Here is a 23,719-nt window from a genome sequence, read left to right on the forward strand (position 1 = left end):
GTGTCAACTTGTTTTGCTTCTTGCACAAGCACCGAGGAGGTTCATATCCCCGTCTCCTTGTTCCCAGAAGGGCGCTATCCTATCTCCTATGAGCTAGTTATTATTGAGGCAGAGCTTTGTCCAACCGCCGAAGCGTATTTCGCCAACGACCCCTTTGAGGGTGAACTGTATCGCCAAAATTTCTTTATCGATGAGTCTTACGAAATTGGAGAGCTTCCCGATGAAAGCTTGATCGCAGTTGGCATAGGACGCGGCCCAGACTGCACCCCAGAGCACTTCGGTTGCGTTCCTGTGAACGCACGGGCCAGCGGTGCAATTGAGATCACCCTGCAAGAGGTGGACTTTTCCCGTTTTGTCTTGCTGGACAGCGATGTCTGCCCGCAAGGGCTGCTATGTCAAGGCCAAGACGGCTGCATTTAATCGGAGCACGCGTTGATGCGAGATGGAGAAAAATTCTGCTGAAGTTAAAAAGCGCATTGGATCCCCAAAGCTATTATCGCGAGTTTTGATAACGAAGCTCGGCCGCACGGGCGTGGGCTTCGAGGCCTTCGAGCCGAGCAAAATCAGTCGCATCTTTAGCAAGGGTGGCGACGCCGCGGGTGTCATCCAAGTGAAGCCAAGTGCGAACCCGCAAGAAGTTTAAGACCGACAAACCTCCGGTGATGCGTGCGGTGCCCGAAGTGGGCAATACGTGATTGGGGCCTGCGCCGTAATCACCAAAGACTTCGGCTCCGGCAATGCCACTAAACAAGGCACCGTAGTGACGTAGTTTCTTTCGGTAGGGTTCAGGATCTCGAACAGACAGCTGCAAATGCTCTGGCGCAAGCGCGTCACAAATCTCGATGGCCTGTGCTTCATCTTTGGCCAACACAGAAAAACTATGCGAAAGCGCCTGTTTGGCTGTCTCTGCAGTCGGCAAATCCCGGAGCTGCACGCCGAGCTCCCGATTCACTTCATCAAAAATCGCTTCATCTAAACTAACAAGAATGACTTGCGCATCAGAGTCGTGTTCAGCTTGCGCAAGCAAATCAGCAGCAAGTAGCTGCGGACTTGAGGAGCGATCGGCCAGTACGACGAGCTCCGAAGGCCCAGCCAGCATATCAATGGCAACTTGTCCTGAGGCGAGTTTCTTCGCTGCGGTAACCCAACGGTTGCCAGGACCGACAATCGCATCGCATCGTGGGACGCTTTGAGTTCCGTAAGCCAAAGCAGCAATGGCTTGAGCGCCGCCCACAGCAAGCAGAGCATCAGCACCCGCAATGGCCGCCGCAGCCTTGGTTAAAACAGAAGGTTTAGGCGAAGCGACCCAGACTTGCTTTACCCCTGCTACCCGCGCGGTAATGGCTGTCATAAGCACCGATGAGGGCAGAGGATGCCTGCCGGCAGGAGCGTAGCAGCCGGCGCTATCCATCGGACTTACACTATGACCAGCTGTTCCGCCCGGCACACGAGTGCTTACTTCCTTAATCGCATGACGTTGAAGGTCAGCGAAGGCTTGAATGCGTGCAGCCGTACGCTCAAGCAAAGCGCGTTCATTCGCACTGATATGTTTCAAGGCCTGTTCAAGTTCTGCTCGTGAGATCACCAAAGCATCATCCGCTTGCAAGTCGCCAAAACGAAGGGCGTACTTCCTTACGGCCTCATCACCGCCCTTGCGCACTTCCTCCATGATTGCCGATACACTTTGGAGTGTTTTCGGGTCCACCAGATCGAGGCGTTGCTGGCTTAGCTGCTCGGGCGTTGCGCGTTTGAGCCATTCCGTCATTCTTCGTCCTTGGTTTTTATTTTAGCGTCGCCCGGACGACGCGTCAGCACAAGCGCACGGCGATCTAATTCGGCCTCGATCTGGGAAAGGTCAATTCCATGTTTTGTCATTTTTACCATCGAAAAATAGACAACATCGGCAATCTCATGGACAATTTCTGCCAATTCTGTCGCCTCGGTCAGTTCCCCGGCTTCTTCTAAAATCTTAGCATTGAGCAGCTTGGCATCGCCAAAGAGCCGTTTGGTGTATGAGCCCTCGGGAGCCTGCAGCATACGTTCTTTAAGAACTTGAGTCAGCGAAACAAGTCCATGTGCATCGCCCCAACAGCTGTGTGTATCCTTGTGGCAAAACCCCGCGCCCGCTTGACGCACGACAAAGCGCAATGCATCGCGATCACAATCGAGGTCTACCGACAAAAGCTCTTGCGTTGCACCGGAAGTCTCACCTTTTTTCCACAGCCCACGTTTGCGCGAATGATACACTCCGCTTTGGCTCTCTACGGCTTGCTCGAGACTTTCTGCGCTCGAATAAGCTAACCCTAAAGCATCGCCATGTTCCGAAACAACAACAGTCGGCCAAAGGCCATCCGCTCGATCACTCTTGAGCGGTGCTGCAATGGCCGCTGCAAGTGACATCTTGTTTGCATAAAGCGCCATGCCCACCTGAGCATCAGCACCAAGGGCATCAAGTTCGGCGATTTCCGCAGGACTGCTCACGCCACCCGCAATCGTTATTTCTGAACCTCGCGCAGCATCGATTAGCTTTTTTGCATACTCGAGATTCGCTCCTCCTAAGCGCCCTTCCCTCTCGACCATGGTAATTAAAAAACCACCCACGTAAGGCGCAAGCTCTGAAAGACGCTCTTCGATGCGCACGCCAGTCTTCTTTTTCCAACCTTCAACAACGATTTCCCCGTCAACGGCATCCAGCGCGGCCATCAAACGCCCTTTGGGAAACTTTCTCAAAAGCTCAGGAACAGCCGCTGTGCCTAAAATAATTTTAGATGCGCCTGCATCAAGCCACATGCGGGCTGTCTCTTCGCTGCGAATACCGCCGCCCACACGACACCGGGCCATGCCAAGCAAGTCCTTGATAATCGATTCGTTCGATCCTTGACTCATCGCTGCATCGAGATCAATGCATGCTATCTCTCCTGCTAAACGAAATTTTCTCGCTATGGGGCGCGGATCGCCTGCATCGATTTTGAGTTTTTTTCCGCCCACAAGCTGAACAGCATGGCCATTCATTAAATCAATCGAAGGAATAATCATAAACGCACCTTAAGCCCCGCATCACGTAGCTCCGCTTTAATTTGTCCAACGGTATATTCACCGTCCTGAAAGATAGAAGCCGCAAGCACAGCATCGGCGCCAGCTTTGAGCGCATCAATCATATGCGCTGAACTTGCTGCGCCGCCGGATGCAATCACAGGAATGCCCACCGCAGAACTTAGCGCTTGCATAAGCTCCAGATCGTAACCTGAACGCGTGCCGTCACGATCCCAACTGGTGAGCAGTATCTCGCCTACCCCGAGTTCTTCGGCGCGCTTGGCCCATGCTATCGCATCGCCACCGGTGCGCTCTTTGCCGGAGTGAACCACCACTTCCCAAACGTCATCGCTTTTTTTCGCGGCATCAATTGCAAGGACTGTACATTGTCGTCCAAACTGATTTGAAAGCTCGCTTAGAATTTCTGGGCGCAACACAGCGGCTGTGTTGACGCTTACTTTATCGGCGCCCGCGGCCAGCAGGCCTTCGGCATCGCTAAGAGAACGCACGCCGCCGCCGACCGTAAGTGGCAATGCCATATTCGCACGGATGTCCTTAATTGTTTCCACTTGCGTGCCCCGTCCCTCAGGCGTAGCCGAAACATCTAACATCACGAGCTCATCTGCACCTTGCGCTTCGTAAAGAGCAGAAAGCTCAGACGGCGAGCCTGCATCGCGTAGTCCGGAAAACTTTACGCCTTTGACAACGCGACCGGCATTGACGTCTAGGCAGGGAATAATGCGTACGGTTAACATGCTTGCTCCCGGGAGCTTTCTAACCAGCGCGAAAGAAGCTCCAAACCAAAGGCGCTCGAAAGCTCAGGATGAAATTGGCATCCAAGCACCGCGCCCTTTTCAATGGCCGCTATAAAGTCCATGCCATGGTGTGCTTTGGCATAGGCCCAGTGCTCGGGCGCTTGAGTAGCGCAATAGGAGTTTGCAAAATAGGCATAGCCCTCCTTGAGCATGCCGTCGTTTTGCTGAGGGTGAATGCGATTCCAACCAAATTGTGGAACTCTCACCGAAGTTGGAAAATGAATGATCTTACCAGGAAAAACGCCCAAGCCCGCCACCTTTGAAGACTCTTCACTTTGCTCAAACAAAACTTGAAAACCAACGCACACACATAAGGTGGGCGCACCTTTCAAGATACGTTCCTTCAGTGCTTCGATGAGTGAGAGCTCTTTTAGCCTGCTCATCGCCGCCCCAAAGGTTCCAACGCCCGGCAGCACCACTTGCTTGGCCTTGCGGATTGTTTCTGCATCTTGGCACAGCCGCGCTTCGGCGCCTTGTCGACCCAAGGCGCTGATCATGGAAGCTATGTTTGCACAACGAGTATCAACAACTTCAACACTCACAACACACCTTTCGTGCTTGGAATCTCGCCACCTTCACGCCGAGCGACTGCCTCACGCAGAGCCAAGGCAAGGGCCTTGAATGCCGCTTCAATACGGTGATGATCATTGAAGCCAGTGAGTAGATTAACATGGAGTGTCGCTTTGGCAGCAGTGGCCAATGACTCAAAAAAATGTCCCATATTCTCCGTGGCCCAGCCACCAATCTTTTCTCGGCCAAGCCCTAAGCTGATTTGCGCAAAGGGTCTGCCTGAAAAATCTACCACGGCACGGGCCATAGCTTCATCAAGCGGAGCGTAGGCGTAACCAAAACGGTGAATGCCGCGGCGCTCGCCCAAAGCTTGGTCGATGGCTGCGCCCAAGGCCAGCGCACAATCTTCAGAACTGTGATGATCGTCGACTTCAAGATCACCCACACAACTCAGCGAAATATTCATGCCGCTGTGCTTCGCCAAAGCGCTCAGCATGTGATCCAAAAAGCCAATACCACTTTGGACTTGAGACTTCCCTTGGCCGTCTATATCAACGCGCACTGTGATTTGGGTTTCTTTGGTCACTCGCTTTATTTCCGCGCTACGACCATCAAGCTTTTTGCTTTGCATTTTCGCGGGCTCAATGTTTTTCTCTTTGATCGGTGACGCTGGTTTTGCTTGCTCGTTTCCACCAAGCACCAGTCGAAATGCGGTTTCAAGTCTTGCATAAGCTTGCTCGTTACCTGGACAAGTAATGCGAAGGTAGTGCTTGAGCTGAGGCCTGGTTTTGAAAAAACGCACGCTCACTTTTTGCTCAAGAAGCTTTTCGTAGATCTCTTGAGCACGGGGTGTTTTTACAAACACAAAGTTGCCTTGCGAAGGTTGGATATCCAATCCGTAGCCAGCCAAAAGCTGATTGAGCGATTCGCGCTCGTGCCTTACGCGACTTACCTGGGCTTGCAGCACATTTTCGCCACTTTGGGTAAGATAGTAGTGGGCAAGAAAAAGTGAGATGCGCGAGACTGGATAGGGGCTTCCGACAGCGCGAAGCCAATCGACGATTTGCGTTTTTCCCATCGCATAGCCCACACGCAAACCCGCAAGACCCCAGCCTTTTGAAAGGGTGCGAATAAGAATTACGTTGGGAAGACTAAGGCCGGTGGGTGTGAGATCTTCATCAGCGAATTCGGTGTAAGCCAAATCAAGCAGAATCAAGGCATGCGGCGCCGCTTCTGAAATTCGACGTAGTTCATTGACCTTAATCGTGCCACCGGTGGGATTGTTTGGAGAAACAACGACGATCAGTGCAGTTCTTTCATTGACCTTACTTAACACTTCTTCGGTCGGATAAGCTCCCTCGAGCCAAGGAACAATGTGAGTGGTGGCACCTGTAATTTGCGCGTAGCGGTCAAGCATTTCAAAGCCAGGCTGAGGGAGAATCACTTCTCTTTCAGGATCCAGCATGGCCAAAAAGGTGCGAAACAACGCATCGTCCGCGCCGCAGGTCACAAGGACTTGGTCGTTTTTTAAACCAAAGTGCTGGGCCAGTGTGCTTTCAAGCTCGGCTGCATTCGGATAGCGATTGATAAGCTCTGGATCGGCACTCGCAAGCAACTGCATGAGTTCAGCCGGTGCGTACAGGCTTTCATTGGTATCCAGTCGCAGGATATCCTTGTTTGGCGCTGAACCGGGTCGGTAAACGCTGAGTTGTTCGATACGTTTTAATGGTTTTGGGCCCACAGTTTCGTTTTTCATGGTGTTATCCTACGGTACGATTTGGTTTAAACGTGTCACCACAATGTCAGTGCCACCGCGTTGTTTCAGTTCGGGTATCAATGTAGGAAGATCTTTTTTAGGCACGGCAGCGCGCACAGCATAGCCTGCATCACCGTGCAAACGCGCCATGGTGGGTTCACGCATGCAAGGCAGGATCTCGATCAGCCGCTCAAGATTGGCTTCTGAGACGTTGAGTTCGACCATCACACGGCCTCGAGCCTCGATGACTGAACGAAGCAGCAAAACAAAATTATCAATCGCTTGTTTCTTTTCCGGAACCTTCAACGCATCGGGGTTCGCGTAAAGCCTGGTCGAAGAAAGCATGAGTTCATCTACAATGTGCAAACCATTGGCACGAAGCGTATCGCCAGATTGGGTAATATCAATGATGCAGTCGGCATCTTCCGGCGGGAAAACCTCGGTAGCGCCATAGGAGCGCACAAACTTCATTGGCATTGGCTGTTTCTTCATCCAAGCTTGGGTCAGTTTCGGATACTCCGAAGCTACTACCAGCGATTGATTGGGTAGTTTGCCATCGCGAATAAGCCCCGAAGGTGCCGCTGCAACGAGACGCACGGGATCAAATCCAGTATCTAAAAGATCAACAAGGTTTGCGCCAAGCTCAGCAACCCAGTCGGCCCCTGCGAAACCAATATCGCGGGATCCGGCATGCAGCATCTCGATGATAGTTTGCGGTTTTAGAATCTTGCATTCAAAACCTGGCATGGAAATACTGGGCCGGTAGCCGCGCTCACCAATGCGCAAACGAATACCCGCATCGGCCAGCAGACCACGTACGCCTTCGGACATGCGGCCTTTGGGCAACGCCAGTCGCAGAGAAGTTGTTTTTATTGAGTTTTGTGTCATTTGCCGCTCTCCTATACCACACTATCGGGCCACGCAGGCGCCCCCTTTAACCCTGCCTTTGAAGCGGCGTTTTTACAGTGTTTAAACGAAAAACGCCGACCCAAAAGCCGGCGTTATCAGTTCATGCGCAAGGCACATCACCCCATAACCCGGCCAAAAACCCGGTGATGATGATGCGCCGCCGCGAATGTTACCACTAGCAACATGACGGATGGTTTAATGCCAAGAGCCCTCTCAGTCAAGCCGATAATTGTTAAGGGCGATTTCTTCGCTTTGAATATTCCCCTATTTTTTCGGTTTAACAGAGAACAAGCTCCGCGTTCCAGCTACGATCCGAGCGGATTGGCCTCCCATCACTTGAAGTTCGTTGTTTCTGTGCTTTAGTCATGCATAGCTCTAAGTCAGAGGATGCATGATTCACAAGGTGTTTGGTTCGTTGCTTTTTGGCGCAATGCTCAGTCTTTTTCAAGGGTGTGCTGCTTCAACACAGGATATCGTTGTCGAAGAAATTCATCGCGATCCGCTAAGCATTGAAGACCTGACTTTCATGGATGCAGCTCACGCATCTCCCTTGTCCAAGTACGAATACTCCGACTTGTATTTCCAAGACGCAAATGAGCAAATTTGGATTTGGTCACACAACCACGAAGGCTCGCGGGACCGCAAATGGCTACGCTTTATTTGGCCAGAGCAAGCAATTGGCATGCAGTTCGTTGGCGCAGCGCATGCCATTCATTCGCAATTCAGAGCTGAAGCCAATTTTTCTGACATGTATTTTGAAGAAGACGGCGTCATTTACGTGTGGGCAGCATCCGTCGGCTCACCCTACCCGCAAACAAGACGATGGCTCCAGTTGACATGGCCCGAGCTTGCTCAAGGGATGAAGTTTGTAGCAGCCGCGCACGCGGCACCTGAATCGTTTGCCGAATACTCGGATCTGTATTTCGAAGATGACGAAGGTGAAATTTGGGCTTGGGCCTACCAAGTTCCTGAACTGCCGCGCTTTGATGGAACGCAATTGCGTCAATGGCTGCACGTTATTCGGCCCGAAGCCGCCCAAGACATGCAATTTGTTGGAGCCGCTCACTCCCTTCATTCTGGACTACTTGGCAGACCCGAGTACACCGACTTGTATTTCAAAGCAGAGAGTGGCGAGCTTTGGGTATGGGTCTTCGAGAGTCGCGACGGAGACAAACAAGTCCGCATCTGGCAGCGCGTCGATTTGCCGCACTAGTGTTCGCTTAAGAAAATCCTGAACCACCGAGGCGCCGGGCTTTGTTCCGCTACCAAGGCGCCATGACGCAGGACTATCCCTTGATAATTCAAGGAATGGCAACGCAGGTAACAGAGCAAAGAACAAGCCGAATGGCTCAGGATTTTTTAAGCGAACACTAATGCTTGGATACACTCATCGGAAAAAGAAAATCCAGGAAGCGTTCTGCAGTCGGCTGTGGTTCATGGTTGGCAAGGCCTGGACGTTCGTTGGCTTCAATAATGACATATTGGGCTTTCTTGGGCGCTTCGACAAGAAAATCCAAACCGACAACAGGAATACTTAGTGCTCGAGCAGCCTTCACTGCCGCATCTGCAAGGCTTGGATGAAGCAGGGGTGTAACATCATGAATGGTGCCGCCGGTGTGAAGGTTGGCGGTTTTACGCACGGTAACAAGACGGTTTTTTTCAATCACACTTTTTAAGCTAAGCGTTTGCTCGGAAAGACAACGGAGTGTTTCGTGGTCCACGAGGACTTTGCTCTCGCCGTGAGTCGCTGCTTTACGACGACGAGACAGTTTTTCAATAAGCTCCCCCACGGTGTGTTTGCCCGTGCCGATGACTTGAGGCGGCTTGCGTATGGCGGCAGCAACTACTTTGTTGTCAATCACGATGATGCGTAGGTCGTCGCCTTGGACGTAGCGTTCAACAATAATTTTTTCATGAACCAAACGAGCATTCCGAATGGCGTGTTCCAAGGCCGCTGCATCTGAAACGCCCACGGACACACCTGCGCCTTGTTCTCCGTGCAAAGGTTTAACCACCACCTGTTTATGATGATGGAGAAACTCCAAAGCAGGTTCAAGCTCCGTTACCACGCGTTGCTCGGGTACAGACAGCCCAGCTTCACCGAGGAGCTTTGAGGTAAGGCTTTTATCAGAGCATCGCACCATAGCGATGGAAGAGGTCAGCTCGCTCAGCGATTCCCAGCACACAACCGAGCGACTACCGTAAGTTAGACGAAGATGATTGCGATCGGCATCAAGTACTTCGACATTCACACCGCGGCGCCTCGCTTCGTTTGCAATAATTTCAGCATAGGGATTCAAGGTTTGAACCCTGTCAGGTTCAACAAACAAACGTTCATTCACTGGGTTGTGTTTGTGCTTGATACAAAACACCGGCACTCGGTAAAACCCCATCTTTTCATACAAAGCAATCGCCGAACTGTTGTCTGCAAGCACACTAAGATCCATGTAGTGCCGTCCAAGTTCTTTAAACTTCGTAGCAAGTGCTGTCACAAGCGTGTGCCCAACGCCAGGAACGGGTGTCTGCGAATCGACGGCTAAAGTCCAAAGGCTGCTTCCTGCTTCTGGATCTTGAAACACCGCTTGATGGTCGACCCCGGTGACAACACCGATGACTTCTCCCTCCGGATTCACGGCTAGCAGATAGTGCAGTTGTTTCGAATGGCGTTGTTCCCAAACGAAATCTTCATCAACACAGACCATATTGCGCAAGTGAAACAGTCGATTAATTTCTCTCACGTCTCGCTTTTTTTCAATAGCTCGAATGGTGATACTCGCAGGCTGACTTACAGGCCCGTAATTCAACAAATCCAAACGAAAGGTATGCGATGGATCCAAAAACAAACGTTGCGGAGCTTGCGCAAGTATCACGTGTGGATCGCGGATGTAGAGTGCCAAATCACGCTTGCCATGTCGTTCCTTCAGCAGACATTCGGCAAGCTCCGCGCTATCAGAAAAGCTTTGGCCAAACAACAATCGCCCCCAGCCACACTCAAGGACGGCATTGCGTTTCATCTGCTCGAGGTACGAGTCGCTCGGTTTGACCCAGCTTGCAAGCGATACATCTTCGGCGGGGTCAACGGGTTTATGCCGACCATTCTGCTCTTGAGAGGATTCGGCCTTAGTCAAATCCGATGCTGACACAGTATCGTATTGCGGAACCTTGTCGTCATGATGCGTCATAGCTAGAGCCCTTGTTCACAAAGCCACAGTTCAAGAAGTGCTATCTGCCAAAGTTTGGAACCTTGTAAGGGTGTAATGTGTTTATCCGGTTCTTCAAACATCTTGCTCACTTCTGGAAGGTTAAACACACCGCGTTGCTTCGATCGCTCAGCACACAAGCTTTCCTTGACGAGCTCAAGGTAGGGACCACGCAGATACTTCAGCGCCGGCACCGGGAAGTAACCTTTGGGTCGGTCAATCACTTGATGAGGAATCACGTCGCGCGCAATTCTTAAGAATGTGTTTGCCCCCTTGCTTTACTTTAAGCTTTGCTGGCACACGCCCCGCAAGTTCTACAAGTTCATGATCCAAAAACGGCACACGTGCTTCAAGCCCCAGGCCATCGTCATGTTATCGACTCGCTTGACCGGATCATCAACCAGCATCACGGTGCTATCCAAACGCAAAGCCTTGTCCACTGCACGAGCAGCACCCGTTCTGTTAAAATGCTGCTTCACAAAGGCCGTACTAAAATCTTCGCTTACAAACTCTCTATGGACCAAGCGAGCAAAATCGTCGTGATCACGATCAAAGAAAACTCGTTTATAATCCGTCAGCGCATCGCTGGACTCCATTAAGGGTGGATACCACCGGTATCCCGCGAATATTTCATCGGCGCCCTGACCACTTTGCACAACTTTAACGTGCTTTTTGACTTCTTGGGACAAAAGGAAAAAACCAATATTGTCGTGACTCACCATAGGCTCACTTTGCGCCGCAATGGTCCTGGCTAAATTCGGCAAAAACGATTTGGTCTCGACGCGAATCTGGTGGTGATCGGTCTTAAAATGTTTTGCAATGATATCGGAGTACTGAAACTCATCGCCTTTTTCATCACCCACGCTCTCAAAGCCGATTGAAAATGTACTTAGTTTCTGCTTCGCCTCAGCAAGCAATCCCACGATCAGACTGCTATCGAGTCCACCAGAAAGCAGTACGCCAACCGGAACATCGGCCACCAACCGTCGCTCCACGGCAAGCCTCAACGCATCATGCACACGCGACTTCCAGTCATGTTCTGTCAATGCCGCATCTTCGACAGAAGGCTCCATGCTTAAAGACCAATAGTTCGTACTCGAGATTTTTCCATCGAGCTCGATTTGCATCACAGTGGCTGGAGGCAATTTCTTGACGCCGCTAAGAATCGTATGAGGCGCAGGCACCACGGAGTGAAAATGCATGTAGTAATGAAGCGCTTCAGGATCGATTGAAGTATCCACCGAACCTGCAGCAAGAATTGCAGGAAGCGAAGAAGCAAACCGCAATACTTTGCCTTGATTTTGCCATGAATAATAAAGCGGTTTAATGCCCAAACGATCCCGTGCAAGCGTAAGGCGTTTGCTCTGCCGTTCAAGTATTGCAAAGGCAAACATGCCATTGAAGTGCTCCACACATCGCGCGCCCCAGCGATGAAAGGCTTTGAGAATGACTTCGGTATCGCTTGTTGAAAAGAAGGAGTAACCCGCTTCTTCAAGCTCATCACGCAATTGCTGGTAGTTGTAGATGCAACCGTTGAACACGAGGCTTAATCCAAGTTCTGCGTCCACCATAGGCTGCATGCCCCGTTCACTTAGATCAATGATCCTAAGCCGGCGATGGGCCAAGGCGACGGGCCAAAGCTCAGCACACCGTTTCCATCAGGTCCTCGTGCATGTTGAGCCTCCGACATTGTCGCGACGGCGCCAACATCAGCGACTTTTCCATCAAAGCGATACTCTCCTGCTATGCCGCACATTGCGTTCGGCCTCCCGTTTGTTGGTGGCACACTCACCTAATCGAGACGAGCGCTAGTGGTTAAAAGCCTTTACGCAATATGAGCGTTAATTTCAACCGTTACTGCTATCAGTGGGTAACTCCGGAAAGCCTTCCAGTGGACCCAATCCGCTTTTATCCCTGGCAAACAAGGGTGGACTTTGCATGTACAGTGTTAGAATTGTTGCCAAATCGACCAACGAACGTAAATGCGTTCGTTCATAACCATGCGAAGCATCCAAACCAAAACAAAGTAAAGCCGTGTGAATGTCGTTACCCGCTTCCACGGCAGAAGCCGCATCACTTCGATACCACTTGAAGACGTCACGACCGATAGTTAGACCAAAGTCGTTGGCAATCTTTATAAGGTTACGGCTCAGATGGTAGTCATAGGGCCCAGCCAAATCCATCATCGAAATGGTCACTCCGGTTTCGTCTGAATTTTGGCCGGGACCGGAGGTACCATTATCAACGCTCACGAGCTCGGCGACATCTTGGTGAAGCACGCTTGATGCGCCCGAACCCACTTCCTCAGACACGGTGAACAGAGGATGACAATCGACAGGAAGTTCAATTTTTGCATCGACAACAGCCTTCAAAGCGCTAAGCACGGATGCAACGCCCGCTTTATCGTCGAGGTGACGCGAGACAACAAATCCGTCTTTGGTAAATTCCGTGCCTGGATCAAAGCCGACAAAATCACCAATGGCAAAACCATGTTTTTGCAAATCATCCTGACTGCTGGCTTGCACATCAACGCGCAACTCTAGATTCTCCCAATTCACAGGTTGTGTATCAATCTCTTTATTGTAGATATGCCCGGAAGCTTTCAGCGGAAGGACGGTTCCTCGTATTGCGCCTGCGTTATCGGTGAACACGGTAACGCGCCCTCCTTCGGCGAAGCGTGACGACCAAGTTCCGATGGGAGCGAGTGCCAAGCGACCGTTGCTTTTCAATTTCCGAACCATCGCGCCTAAGGTATCAACATGAGAGACAATCGCCCGATCAGGCGTCTTGGTTTTACCGGGGATTGTCGCGCGAATCGCGCCGCGACGTGTTAGTTCAAACTCAAGACCAAAGGAATCAAGCTCCTTGGCAATGCGGTGCACAATGTTATCGGTAAAGCCAGAAGGACTGGGGATGGCAAGCAAATCAGCAAGGATGCGCTGAAGGTAATCTTTATCGATGGACAGCTTTTTCATGCCTACACCATACTCAACTGCAGGAAAAATTACACCTTACACAAAGAATTCTTACGAGAAATAACCTAGCGGTGAACTACACATGCTCTGCCTTCCGCAAGGTGTGCAGCAATGTTAACCTCCTATGGTTTCGGCAATTTTTCCTTGCGTAAGCTGCGAATTATACCGACGCACATCAGCAGAATAATCACGCAAAAAGGTAGCGCGGAGGTTATGGTCGCAGTACGCAGCGCTTGAAGACCGCCTGCAAGCAAAAGGGCTGCAGCCACAAGCCCCTCGAGCACAGCCCAAAACACGCGATGCCAGACGGGATTATCTTCATTGCCACCCGCTGCCAAGGTATCCACAACGAGCGATGCCGAATCAGAGGATGTGACAAAAAACAGAACAATTGAGATTACACAAACCAAAGTCGTGAACATGGTGGCAGGATAACTCTCAAACAAAACAAAAACGGCCGTTGGCATATCGTCGGCAACAGCAAGCCCAACGGAGTGATCCCCGTGAATCTCCGCATAAAGAGAAGCTCCGCCAAACACACTAAACCAAGCAAAGCCAACCAAGGTTGGAACAAACAGTACGGTTACGACGAACTCGCGAATAGTTCTGCCTTTGGATACGCGCGCAACAAACATGCCCACAAACGGCGCCCAGGCAATCCACCATGCCCAGTAAAACAAAGTCCAGGACCGAAGCCAGCGTTTTTCGGCGGTGTTTTCAAAACTTCCCGTAATGAAGGAATGCTTCGGTAACTGCTCCAAATAGCTGCCAATATTTTCTACAAATGAATTGAGTAAAAAGGGCGTAGGCCCTAAAACAAGCACCATCAAAAACAGCAATCCAGCAAGTGCCATGTTGAGCTCGCTCAGACGCCGTATGCCCATATGCAAGCCGCTAACAACCGAAAGCGTCGCAAGACTGGTAACCCCGGCAATGACTGCAACCTGCGCTACGGTAGTGTTGGGAAGGCCAAAGGCATAGTGCAGTCCAGAATTAACCTGCATCGCGCCAATGCCAAGCGAAGTAGCCACACCGAGCAGCGTCGACACAATAGCAAGCACGTCAATCACATCACCCATGCGACCAAACACACGCTTGCCCAGCACCGGATAAAGTGCTGAACGCAAACTGAAAGCAAAGCCCTTGCGAAAACAAAAATAAGCTAGCGCAAGCCCAACCACTGCGTACACGGCCCATGCATGCAAACCCCAATGAAAGAAAGTAAGTCCCATCGCATCACGTGCGCGGACCAGTTTGTTTGTTTCCATGGTGGGTGCATTGGCGTAATGCATCATCGGCTCGGCTACGCCGAAAAATAAAAGTCCTATGCCCATGCCCGCGCTAAACAACATCGAGATCCATGTTGGTGTGGAAAACTCTGGCCTGTCATCTTCAGCGCCCAGTCGCAATTTTCCGTAGGGACCAAAGATCAACCACAGGGCAAATAGCAAAAAGCCCGTCATGCTAAGTACGTAAAACCAGCTAAAATATCGAAAGATACTGTTTTGAATCAGCTCAAAAAAATCGCCTGCTCGACGAGGACCCAACAAAGCAGCAGCCAAGAGCACTCCGATAAAGAAAACCGATAGACCAGAAACGAACGTTGCGTTGGGTTGAGGATGTGTTTTAGGTGACGATGAGCTTGACATAGACAAAGATATCTATGGGGCGCTCCGCACCCTATTAAGATCCAGTGCTTCTACAACCCCTGTTCGACCACATTGCGAGATGGTGGCAGCCCAAAGGTAAGTTTGGGCACCGCATCCATTCGCTGCAACGCAGCACCTACTTCTTGTCGCAGAAAGGAGCGCACTTGCCAAGCGTCTGATGGTGTTTTTGCCCAAACAGCCAATCTGCAACGCATGCCGTACAGCTCGGTATCGGCCACCCAAAAGGAGCTTTCACCTTCAGGGAAACGAAAAGGACAGCGATCCGCTATCTGCAAGCAGCACTTTTCAATCACATTGATATCAACGGTGTAAGAAACCCAAAAATCAATTACCGCCCACACATAAGCATCAAAGAGTGAAAGATTAACAAATTCCGTTTGCAGCATTTTGCTATTTGGAACGACATAACGACGCCAATCCCAAATCTTAATAGTGGTGTGCGTCACGGTGATGTCTTCGACCGTACCGTAGAAGCCATGGATCTCGACGGTATCTCCAATCGAAACACTTCGAGAAAAGGAAACCACCAATCCTGCAATCGCGTTTTCGAGCACAGGCCGTGCAGCAATACCAAGGCCAATGGTAAAGACAGCTGCAAGAAGAGAGACAAACGTAGATGGTATCTTTCCCAAAAAAAGGAAGCACAAGGAAAAGAGCCGCAAGGAATACAATCAATGGAAGTAAAACACGACGCGTTACGGTGAACTGCTTTTCAATGGCTTCGTAGCCACGTTCTCGTGCAACTTCAGTTTGATCCTCAATCGGTGCGCCACCTTGAACAGCATCCAAGCGTTTACGTCCAAACAGGCGAGCTTTGCGTTTTTTTGTATTGTGCCAGAGCCAAAACCACGCGTAGCTCAAGGCCACACCGAAAGAAACACACACGCACCATAGGTAAATCCCAAGGACATTCATTGCGCTTGCCATCCATCCATACGATCAGCGCTACCACATATGGCCGAGAAATCTTAACCCTCAAAAGCGATCACAGCAGGAAAATTACACCGTATGGCCCATGCGCTCGGGCGCCGCATCATCTGTTTTTTGCCCACAGAGCAGCGACGATACACAAAAATTTCGGTTTTAAGGCAAAAAAGCAAATCCAATAACGCTTTTTCGATGCTTTAGGCCTTGCAAAATTCCCCAGATGGGAAAAAGCTCCCGCCCAAATAACCCGGGCCCAATTGGCGCCCCTCTGGATAAACACAAAGCATGCAAGATCTCAGCAAATACAGAAACATCGGCATTTTCGCACACGTGGATGCCGGAAAAACCACCACCACCGAACGCATTCTCAAGCTCACCGGTAAGATTCACAAAATCGGCGAAGTGCACGACGGCGCTGCCACCACCGATTTCATGGAGCAAGAACAGGAACGCGGCATCACCATCCAGTCGGCTGCAACTACCTGCTTTTGGAAAGAGCACCGTTTCAACATCATCGACACTCCCGGACACGTGGACTTCACCATTGAGGTGTACCGTTCGCTCAAGGTGCTCGACGGCGGCATCGGTGTGTTTTGCGGCTCGGGCGGTGTTGAGCCCCAGTCCGAGACCAACTGGCGCTATGCCAACGACTCTCGGGTAGCGCGTGTTATCTACGTGAACAAACTCGATCGTCTTGGTGCAGACTTCTACCGCGTGGTGGACCAGATCAAAACCATCCTCGGAGCAAAACCATTGGTCATGGTACTACCCATTGGCACCGAAGGAGACTTTGCCGGCGTGGTCGACCTGCTCACACGCAAAGCCTATGTATGGGACGACTCAGGTCTTCCAGAGAACTTTGAAGTCAAAGACGTTCCCGAAGACATGAAAGAAAAAGTCGAGAAATACCGCAACGACCTCATCGAAACTGCGGTGGAACAAGATGACGACGTCATGGAAGCTTACCTCGAGGGTAACGAGCCTGACATCGACACCATTAAACGTTGCATTCGCAAGGGAACCATCAAACTAGCCTTCTTCCCAACCTATTGTGGCTCATCCTTTAAGAACAAAGGCGTGCAGCAGGTTTTGGATGCGGTGGTAGACTACCTCCCGAACCCAACCGAAGTTGAACCACAGCCCATTATTGATCTTGAAGGTAACGAAACCGGCGAGTTTGCAAAAGTCGATGCCAGTGAACCAGTTCGCGCTTTGGCTTTCAAAATCATGGAAGATCGCTTTGGAGCTCTTACTTTCACACGTATCTATTCCGGTACTATTAATAAAGGCGACAATCTTCTGAACACTGCTACGGGTAAATCCGAGCGCATCGGCCGTATGGTGGAGATGCACGCCAACGCCCGCACCATGGTCGACACTGCAAGTGCTGGTGACATTGTTGCCCTCGTCGGACTAAAAAACGTGCGCACAGGTCATACGCTCTGCGATGAAGATAACCCTGCCACCCTCGAGCCCATGGTCTTTCCGGATCCAGTTATTTCGGTGGCCATCAGTCCAAAGGACAAAGGCAACAGCGGAAAGCTCAGTGTCGCCCTCGGTAAAATGGTAGCCGAAGATCCATCGTTTCACGTGGAGGTGGATCAGGAGTCCGGTGAGACCATTCTTAAAGGCATGGGCGAGCTTCACTTGGACATCAAAGTCGACATCCTCAAGCGCACCCATGGTGTTGAAGCCGATGTGGGCAAACCCCAAGTGGCTTACCGCGAAACCATTACCAGAGCAGTTTCTGACAGCTACACGCATAAAAAGCAGACGGGTGGTTCGGGTCAGTTTGCGAAGATCGACTACACAGTTGAGCCTTTGGAAGCTGGTTCCGGCTTTGTCTTTGAATCCACTATCGTGGGCGGAAGCATTCCAAAGGAATTCATTCCCTCCGTTCAAAAGGGTTTTGAAGTCATGAAAGATAAGGGTCCGCTGGTTGGCTTCCCACTTCTTGATTTCAAACTCATTCTTCAAGACGGTGCCTTCCATGCTGTCGACTCATCGCAAATGGCGTTTGAAGCCGCTGCCAGGGCTGCGTACCGTCAGACCATGCCCAAAGCGGCTCCTCAGTTACTCGAGCCCATCATGAAGGTGGATGTGTTTGTACCTGATGCCAACCTTGGTGATGTCATTGGCGATTTGAACCGTCGTCGCGGTATGATCAAGTCCCAAGAGCCTGGTCCAACCAGCATTCGCATCAAGTCTGATGTGCCACTTAGCGAAATGTTCGGCTACATCGGCGATTTGCGTTCGGCTACTTCAGGCCGTGGCCAGTTCTCCATGGAGTTCAGCCACTACGCACCCGTTCCATCGAACATTCTGGAACAGGTCAAAGAAGAAGTCGCCAAGCGCAACGCTAAGAAGTAAGGCTTTCAACGCAAAGCTCGGCCATCGCAGGCTAACAAAAATGGCATGTTTTTTGGTTTTATTTGCCACGTTTGGCATTAAATCCATACTAAACATGCCATTTTTTGTTTAACCATCTAGAGCCTTTCTTCTATGATCAGCTAGCAAAGCGGAGGGGAAGCTCCATGCTCAAACAGTCCTCGCTTCGCTGCAAAACTGCGCGTGGAGCTCCCTCGCTGCTTTGCTCCAATACTTAAAGAAAAATGTTCATCGGGATACTCTAACTAGGGAAGTATACCAAACACCACCCGAGGCAACACTTCATCGCGTTTAAACCAAGAGTCGTATTCGTGGTGTGTATCGATCGCTTTTAACTTTGAAGTCTTGCTGCAAAGAGGCCTAAGCTACAACAAGGTCTTTGAAGTCAACAACACGATTTACCTCGAGTGCTAAGGACAGTTTCAACAGCATAAAGTCACTTTCGTGTTTTAGTCTTGGTTATTTAATGCCGCGCATATACTCTGCGCATACGTAGGTATCTTGCAAGAAGGTTTTACCTGATTCCACAAAATTGCCATCGTCCTTGATTCGTTCCAAATGACGCTCCGTCGCCGCCAACATGCACTCTGCGAAGTCCACCCAAGCCTGCATCCATGCAAGCGCGACAGCGAGAGCGTCCGCTACAGCCTCACCACTATTGGCCATGACGGCTTCGATTTTTGCCAGGCCATCACGTGCAAGCTGAAGCATTTGTTGCCAATACACGACATAGGCCTGAATCTTGCACGTCTCATCCTCGCCACATTGAATCACCTTGGTTGTGTATTCTTCCAAAATCTCTGCGGCACGCTTTTGGAATTCGCCCATGGCGTCACCTGTCGAACTGGCTGCCGCCACAACCTTAGCAAACTGCATGGAAATCGTCGCAAATGAAAACAACTCGTTAAAAACCGCCACCTTTTGGGTTGCAAAGTCTACGATACGCGGAGAGTCATAGGGATGCAGTTCGTAGCTGCGACGCTGAGCCTCGGCAAAAATAAGATCATCAAGCCAGCTAGCAAGTTCGCTAACCTTTGTAGGGACCGACACACTGTTAGGAGCGATGCCTAAGCTTTGTGCGGCGCCCACCCAAAAGATTCTCAGACTTTCAGCATCGACATCACCGCTGGCATAAACTTCGCTGCTCCTATCCACCACCGAAGCAAGCAAAACCGGAATCACTCCTTGCGCCATGTCATAGAAAAACTCATCCTGACTAACGCCCATGCCATCGGCCTCGACCGCCGCCCAGCTCGCTGAGACCCAGTTGCCATCGGGCGCCGCGCCACTGTTTAGCCAGGTTGTAAAATATTCTCCACTGGTCTGTTGCAGGGCAGCAAGCCGCTCGGCATGGTATTGTGCCGCATCGCCAGCAAGCCATAACAAACCCACAGCGCCAACCGCGATAACACCTAGCGTTGCCGCGGAAAAAGCGTATGCGGTAATTGTTGCAGCATCCAAAAACAATGACGTTCCAGCAGTCGCCGCAATTGCCATCGTAGAGTTATCGCCACTCTTGTCCAAAGAATTTGTGCTAGTTTGAGCACTGCATGCCACAAGTGAGAAACTTAAAGTAATGACGATCAAAGGCGTAGCAAAGTTGTATAATCTATTCTTCATCCAAAACTCCATGGCTCGGTCGTTACTAAACACATCAGCGATACGTTCAATGCAATTGACATGCCAGAACCCTTGTTCCTTGAAATACAACGAAAACTCTGCTTTTTTGGGGATACGACGCGTCACTGTAGGTGTCTGTACACTGACCTAAAAAGCCCCAATCTGAACGCCGTGCTGGGGACAAAAGTCTTCGGCGTTAGTGTAAGTCATGTAATGGTCCTTGTTCAGAGCCTCGCGTTTTTAGGCGCTTTTGATTTACTGCAACTCTGCGCTGAACAAATACGTCCAAAGACTTCTGCGAGATCCTTGTTTTGGTTTTCTCTTTGCCAACTGATCACAAAACATCCATCATTCAGAGGCAGCAACATGGGGCCTGCTTTGACTGTCTGCAGTTCGCAACTCGCTTTGTGGGACTGAGACTGCGTTGGGCCGAACGCAAACGCACTGCTAGGGCCACGTTTTTAGCCACGGTCTTCCAAATCGATGTCTCCATTCACCTCATTTGCGGTGGTCCCATGAACATCTCAGCGTCGGTCGAGTCCCAAGATGCCTCAGGCATCCTTCCTGCTCCGCCGGACCCATCCTTCCTCGTCAGTTATTTTGTTGTTCTTTCCGGTTGATTTTGTGCTGCCCCGATATCGGGCTGCATCTTGGGGCCATGCAACTGCTGAATATTTCCCTCTCTACTTTGAACCCTCCTACACACATCGTCGCTATGTTCCACCGGACCGACATGTCAAAGGCGTGCTCGCCCGGCGAAGTGACACCGTCCTGCATTGCCACGTTTGATCCTCGCAAATTCCCTTTTTTCAATTTCCATGCATGAATCTTACTGCAAAGAGGCCTAGGGTCCCACCCGCAGTTCCGCAGCTAAGCGAGGACTGTTTGAGCGTGAAGGTCAAGCTCTGCTTTGCTGGCTCCACATGAAAAGCGGCAAAGGTTAACTACAGACGATTGGACGCAGCCATGAAGCGTAGCTTCCAGACCATGAACACGGCCTCTTTAAAAATGGCTTTCGACATTTTGCTCTGACCAACACGTCGATCGATAAACGTAATCGGCACTTCTTTAACTTTGAAACCTTTACGAATCGCACGGTAAGTCATTTCGATTTGAAAAGAGTAACCCTCGGACTGCACTGCATCTAAATCCAGGGCTTGCAGTGCCTCTTTTTTCCAAACTTTATAGCCGCCGGTAAGATCACGCACCCCAAGCCCGAGAATCATCCGGCTGTAAAGACTGCCACCCTTGGAAACAAAATGTCGCGTCGGCCCCCAGCCTTCGACTTTGCCGCCAGGAATATTACGCGAGCCAAGCACGACATCTGCGCCCTCCGCTAAAGCTTCTAAAAACGCCGGCAAATGCTTTGGGTCGTGTGAAAGATCGGTATCCATCTGCGCCACAGCGTCATAGTCATTACGCAAAGCCCAATGAAACGCTTCGATGTATGCGCTACCAATACCCAGCTTGCCGCTGCGGTGAATTACCTTGATGCGGCTGTCTTTAGTGGCCATGCGTTCGGCAAGCTCACCTGTGCCATCCGGAGAGTTATCATCCACCACCAAAATATCAGCCTCAGGCACCACAGCCTGAACACCTTCGATAAAAGTCGGCAGATTATCGGCCTCGTTATAAGTAGGCGTAACGATAAGTAAAGACATAGATGCCCGCGGAGCATAACCGATAAGGCCCTAAGCCACTAGTGTTCGCTTAAGAAAGTCCTGAGCCACCGGGGCGCCGGGCTTTGCTCTAATGCCAAGGCGCCATGACGCAGGACTATCCCTTGATAATTCAAGGAATGGCAACGCAGGTAGCAGAGCAAAGAACAAGCCGAATGGCTCAGGACTTTCTTAAACGAGCACTGGTCCATCGTAGTAATGCAAAAAGGCCGCAGCTAGTGTTCGTATTGCGCGCGGAGGCTGCCATCAGGTGTGCATAAATCCCAACCGTCATTGTTGGTGTTAATATGCGGAGCTGCCAACGATGCAACCATACCCAGGATGCCACCACTACTCGAGTTGTCACTCCTTTGTCATGTAGGCAGCGTACACATTTTTACCACATCACGCAGATCACCCGACCTAAATGATGGGACAGTCTTGAAACGTCCCGGTGAACTCGCGCATAGTCCTCGGTCTGATCCGATCAGGTTGTCGAAAGGGGGCGCACGTGCAAACCGAATCCAGAGGTATCGAAACTGTGACCAAAGCGACACGCGGTTCCCGTCCGCCGCATTCTTCGCTGAAAGTGACGTGCAACACTCAAACAGGCAGACGGGAAATCAACTCACAAACCAGCACTGGTCTGCAAACACTGAAGCAAATTGTCTGCCCTGTGGATAACCCTACAAAGCGGCGCTATGCGCTTCGCAAAGCGCTTGAACTGGCAGAACTCAACCATGCGACCCTGCACGTTGTGCATGTATACCGGTTACCGTTTTGGTTCATTGCTGATCTAAGGCAACATTTGCAAGACGAACTTCGCCGCTCGATACAACGCGTCTTTTTCTTGGGGACTTTCTTGGGGACATGCTTTAGGAAAATAAATAGAATAATATCAATTGCTTACAAACCCGACCGCGGAACCGTTATCCTTATCGACGGTTTCGCGCTCGCGTTTGTAATTGCTTGTGATCGTTCGACTATCTAGATCAGAGCATGTCCCCAAGCAGATGTCCCAACAACTCCCGTCAGTCCAACAATTTTCTTCACCCTAGCACTCAAGATACGCACTAAAATGCCGTCATAAATCATGATGAATCTAAAAAAGGGATGGAACATCGTAGCCTATGACTGAAACGAACTTCTGCCGGATATGCGGATCTCAAAAAGTACAAAACAAAGGATGTGTTCAAAACAAAGATGGATACTACATCGATTGCAATCAATGTGGTTCGTATACTATTTCAGGAGATACGTTGAGATGTTTTCCAAATCCTAATGAGTTGTTTCCTGGGGATAGATGGCACGAGTTAAGTGCGACAGTGCGTCGACGATCCAAACGCAATAAAGATACTGAAGTACACTTTAAGAACGAGGATTGGGAGAAGCTATTAGATGGACAAAGCATTCCTCGCGATCCTATGCAACAATTAGATAGCATACTTCTTGAGCTGGCCGACCTTCAAAAAGACTTAGGTGATTTCCGATCAGTTTCGGCCACTGAAGATCTTTATCTTGGTTTTTGTAAAAATAAGCAAGAACTCAAAAAGCTCGTCGGGTGGGCGAAGCAGTCGGGCTATATCGATACCCAAGCAGACCAAAACATGGGTACCAGAGCTGTGCTTAGCCTGGACGGTTGGCAACGTGTTAACGAACTTCAAAAACCAAGCACATCTTCAGAGCAAGCATTTGTTTCCATGTGGTTCACTGAGTCTACAGATGATGTTTATAAAGAAGGTATCAAGCCAGCGATTGAGCACAATGGGCTTAAAGCCATTCGTATTGATGAAAAACCACACAACGAAAAAAATTGATGACGAAATAGTTGTTGAAATTAACAAAAGCAGATTCCTCATTGCCGACTTTACTGGCCATCGTGGTGGTGTGTACTGGGAAGCTGGCTACGCTACAGCACTAGGAATCCCAGTCATACATTGCTGCAATGGAAGCGATTTTGACAACGCTCACTTCAACATTCGTCAATACAATCACATTGTTTACGACAATACCCTGGCACTCAAGGAGCAACTTCAAGCTCGCATTGCAAGAATGCTCGTAAGTCCCACCGCCTAGTCATTGGGGAACGGACGCTACCCCCTATATCTCCTCAGTTTCGGGTAACAAGATCGACAACATGGTTGGTCTTGGGGAGATAACTGGAGTGATGCCTTGGGAGGGCCTCTAGAAAGTTTAGACAGAATGCTCACGTTAAGATTATAATAAACTCAATAATTACAACCTGCTTACGGCATTTG

20 protein-coding genes and 1 pseudogene are annotated in these 23,719 nt (G+C 50.4%); 7 read left to right on the forward strand and 14 right to left on the reverse strand.

The genetic code is table 11. The features are described 5' to 3' along the window. Entirely contained in the window at positions 1-420 is a 420-nt protein-coding gene (locus IPJ88_17970; protein ID QQR90015.1) for a hypothetical protein, read from the forward strand. A gap of 73 nt (positions 421-493) precedes the next feature. On the opposite strand, the gene hisD is transcribed toward IPJ88_17970, so the two are convergent. The 6 genes from hisD to hisG are packed head-to-tail and all read right to left on the reverse strand — an operon-like array spanning position 494 to position 7,002. After that, complete coding sequence (gene hisD / locus IPJ88_17975) at positions 494-1,765, reverse strand: histidinol dehydrogenase (GenBank protein ID QQR90016.1); 1,272 nt, start codon at positions 1,763-1,765, stop codon at positions 494-496. Then, positions 1,762-3,036, reverse strand: coding sequence for a phosphoribosyl-ATP diphosphatase (gene hisE / locus IPJ88_17980; protein QQR90017.1), 1,275 nt, complete (start codon positions 3,034-3,036; stop codon positions 1,762-1,764). Before hisE ends, hisD begins: the two co-directional genes overlap by 4 nt. Beyond that, a complete protein-coding gene (gene hisF / locus IPJ88_17985) occupies positions 3,033-3,788 on the reverse strand; it encodes an imidazole glycerol phosphate synthase subunit HisF (protein QQR90018.1) in 756 nt (251 codons plus the stop codon). Before hisF ends, hisE begins: the two co-directional genes overlap by 4 nt. After that, a complete protein-coding gene (gene hisH / locus IPJ88_17990; GenBank protein QQR90019.1) occupies positions 3,782-4,390 on the reverse strand; it encodes an imidazole glycerol phosphate synthase subunit HisH in 609 nt (202 codons plus the stop codon). The genes hisF and hisH overlap by 7 nt, the downstream gene beginning before the upstream one ends. Next, positions 4,387-6,114 (reverse strand): imidazoleglycerol-phosphate dehydratase HisB, encoded by a 1,728-nt coding sequence (hisB, locus tag IPJ88_17995; protein QQR90020.1) that lies wholly within the window; start codon positions 6,112-6,114, stop codon positions 4,387-4,389. The genes hisH and hisB overlap by 4 nt, the downstream gene beginning before the upstream one ends. 9 nt (positions 6,115-6,123) lie before the next feature. Beyond that, complete coding sequence (gene hisG / locus IPJ88_18000) at positions 6,124-7,002, reverse strand: ATP phosphoribosyltransferase (protein QQR90021.1); 879 nt, start codon at positions 7,000-7,002, stop codon at positions 6,124-6,126. Between the two features lie 412 nt (positions 7,003-7,414). On the opposite strand from hisG, the gene IPJ88_18005 reads away from it, so the two are divergent. Beyond that, complete coding sequence (locus tag IPJ88_18005; GenBank protein ID QQR90022.1) at positions 7,415-8,236, forward strand: hypothetical protein; 822 nt, start codon at positions 7,415-7,417, stop codon at positions 8,234-8,236. A gap of 157 nt (positions 8,237-8,393) precedes the next feature. Here IPJ88_18005 and ngg read toward each other — a convergent pair whose 3' ends face one another. The 6 genes and pseudogenes from ngg to IPJ88_18035 form a co-directional block, all read right to left on the reverse strand. Next, positions 8,394-10,205 carry an N-acetylglutaminylglutamine synthetase gene (gene ngg / locus IPJ88_18010; GenBank protein ID QQR90023.1) on the reverse strand — a complete coding sequence of 604 codons (1,812 nt, stop codon included), beginning with the start codon at positions 10,203-10,205 and terminating at the stop codon, positions 8,394-8,396. A 2-nt stretch (positions 10,206-10,207) separates the two neighbouring features. Continuing rightward, positions 10,208-11,803: pseudogene (locus tag IPJ88_18015) on the reverse strand (N-acetylglutaminylglutamine amidotransferase). Between the two features lie 11 nt (positions 11,804-11,814). Continuing rightward, positions 11,815-11,979, reverse strand: a complete 165-nt coding sequence (locus IPJ88_18020) for a hypothetical protein (protein ID QQR90024.1) — start codon at positions 11,977-11,979, stop codon at positions 11,815-11,817. A 91-nt stretch (positions 11,980-12,070) separates the two neighbouring features. Then, on the reverse strand, positions 12,071-13,198 hold the full coding sequence (locus tag IPJ88_18025; GenBank protein QQR90025.1) for an osmoprotectant NAGGN system M42 family peptidase: 1,128 nt from the start codon (positions 13,196-13,198) through the stop codon (positions 12,071-12,073). Between the two features lie 122 nt (positions 13,199-13,320). Then, positions 13,321-14,847, reverse strand: a complete 1,527-nt coding sequence (locus tag IPJ88_18030) for a BCCT family transporter (GenBank protein QQR90026.1) — start codon at positions 14,845-14,847, stop codon at positions 13,321-13,323. A gap of 50 nt (positions 14,848-14,897) precedes the next feature. Then, positions 14,898-15,500 carry a mechanosensitive ion channel gene (locus IPJ88_18035; GenBank protein QQR90027.1) on the reverse strand — a complete coding sequence of 201 codons (603 nt, stop codon included), beginning with the start codon at positions 15,498-15,500 and terminating at the stop codon, positions 14,898-14,900. A 580-nt stretch (positions 15,501-16,080) separates the two neighbouring features. On the opposite strand from IPJ88_18035, the gene IPJ88_18040 reads away from it, so the two are divergent. Further along, positions 16,081-18,165 (forward strand): elongation factor G, encoded by a 2,085-nt coding sequence (locus IPJ88_18040; protein QQR90028.1) that lies wholly within the window; start codon positions 16,081-16,083, stop codon positions 18,163-18,165. A gap of 477 nt (positions 18,166-18,642) precedes the next feature. On the opposite strand, the gene IPJ88_18045 is transcribed toward IPJ88_18040, so the two are convergent. Then, a complete protein-coding gene (locus IPJ88_18045) occupies positions 18,643-19,803 on the reverse strand; it encodes a hypothetical protein (GenBank protein QQR90029.1) in 1,161 nt (386 codons plus the stop codon). Positions 19,804-20,210: 407 nt separating this feature from the next. On the opposite strand from IPJ88_18045, the gene IPJ88_18050 reads away from it, so the two are divergent. Beyond that, positions 20,211-20,423, forward strand: a complete 213-nt coding sequence (locus tag IPJ88_18050; GenBank protein QQR90030.1) for a hypothetical protein — start codon at positions 20,211-20,213, stop codon at positions 20,421-20,423. Positions 20,424-20,747: 324 nt separating this feature from the next. Here IPJ88_18050 and IPJ88_18055 read toward each other — a convergent pair whose 3' ends face one another. Continuing rightward, the gene (locus IPJ88_18055) at positions 20,748-21,464 is read right to left on the reverse strand and encodes a polyprenol monophosphomannose synthase (GenBank protein QQR90031.1); all 717 of its coding nucleotides are present in this window, start codon (positions 21,462-21,464) and stop codon (positions 20,748-20,750) included. A 508-nt stretch (positions 21,465-21,972) separates the two neighbouring features. Here IPJ88_18055 and IPJ88_18060 point away from each other — a divergent pair. The 3 genes from IPJ88_18060 to IPJ88_18070 all read left to right on the forward strand — a co-directional run bounded on the left by IPJ88_18060 (position 21,973) and on the right by IPJ88_18070 (position 23,537). After that, a complete protein-coding gene (locus IPJ88_18060; protein QQR90032.1) occupies positions 21,973-22,452 on the forward strand; it encodes a universal stress protein in 480 nt (159 codons plus the stop codon). Between the two features lie 139 nt (positions 22,453-22,591). Beyond that, positions 22,592-23,278, forward strand: a complete 687-nt coding sequence (locus tag IPJ88_18065; GenBank protein ID QQR90033.1) for a hypothetical protein — start codon at positions 22,592-22,594, stop codon at positions 23,276-23,278. Then, on the forward strand, positions 23,250-23,537 hold the full coding sequence (locus IPJ88_18070; protein ID QQR90034.1) for a hypothetical protein: 288 nt from the start codon (positions 23,250-23,252) through the stop codon (positions 23,535-23,537). Before IPJ88_18065 ends, IPJ88_18070 begins: the two co-directional genes overlap by 29 nt. Positions 23,538-23,719 lie beyond the last annotated feature (182 nt).

The sequence above is a fragment of the Myxococcales bacterium genome (genome assembly GCA_016699535.1).
In the GTDB taxonomy this organism is placed as follows: Bacteria; Myxococcota_A; Polyangia; order Polyangiales.